Below are 387 nucleotides of genomic sequence, written 5' to 3' on the forward strand. Positions count from 1 at the left end.
CGCAACAATGCTTCGATGACGATGTTCTTGCTCATTTTGGAGCTGCCGTATTCTCGTTCGATGAACTCGATCGGGACCTCAGCGACGGTCATGCCCTTTTTGAGGGTGCGCCAGGTGAGGTCGAGCTGGAAACAGTAACCAGCCGAGGCGACGTCGTCGAGTCCGATGGCGCGCAGGGTGTTAGCACGGAAGGCGTTGAATCCGCCGGTGGGATCTTTGACGCCGATCCCCAGGCACATCCGCGTCCACAGACCACCACCTCGGGAGATGAGTTCGCGGTACTTTGGCCAGTTGACCACCGATCCACCCTTGACGTAGCGGGACCCTTTGACCATGTCGGCCTGCTTAAGGGCTTCCAGCAGCAGCGGCAGTTGCTCAGGCTGGTGG

At 59.7% G+C, this 387-nt stretch carries 1 protein-coding gene; it reads right to left on the reverse strand.

The window, feature by feature from the left end:
• Positions 1-387: hypothetical protein (locus M3223_RS24045; protein WP_435368040.1), on the reverse strand; the 387-nt coding region annotated here is incomplete at both ends.

The organism is Paenibacillus pasadenensis (genome assembly GCF_023715725.1).
Taxonomy (GTDB): Bacteria; Bacillota; Bacilli; order Paenibacillales; family Paenibacillaceae; genus Paenibacillus_O; species Paenibacillus_O pasadenensis_A.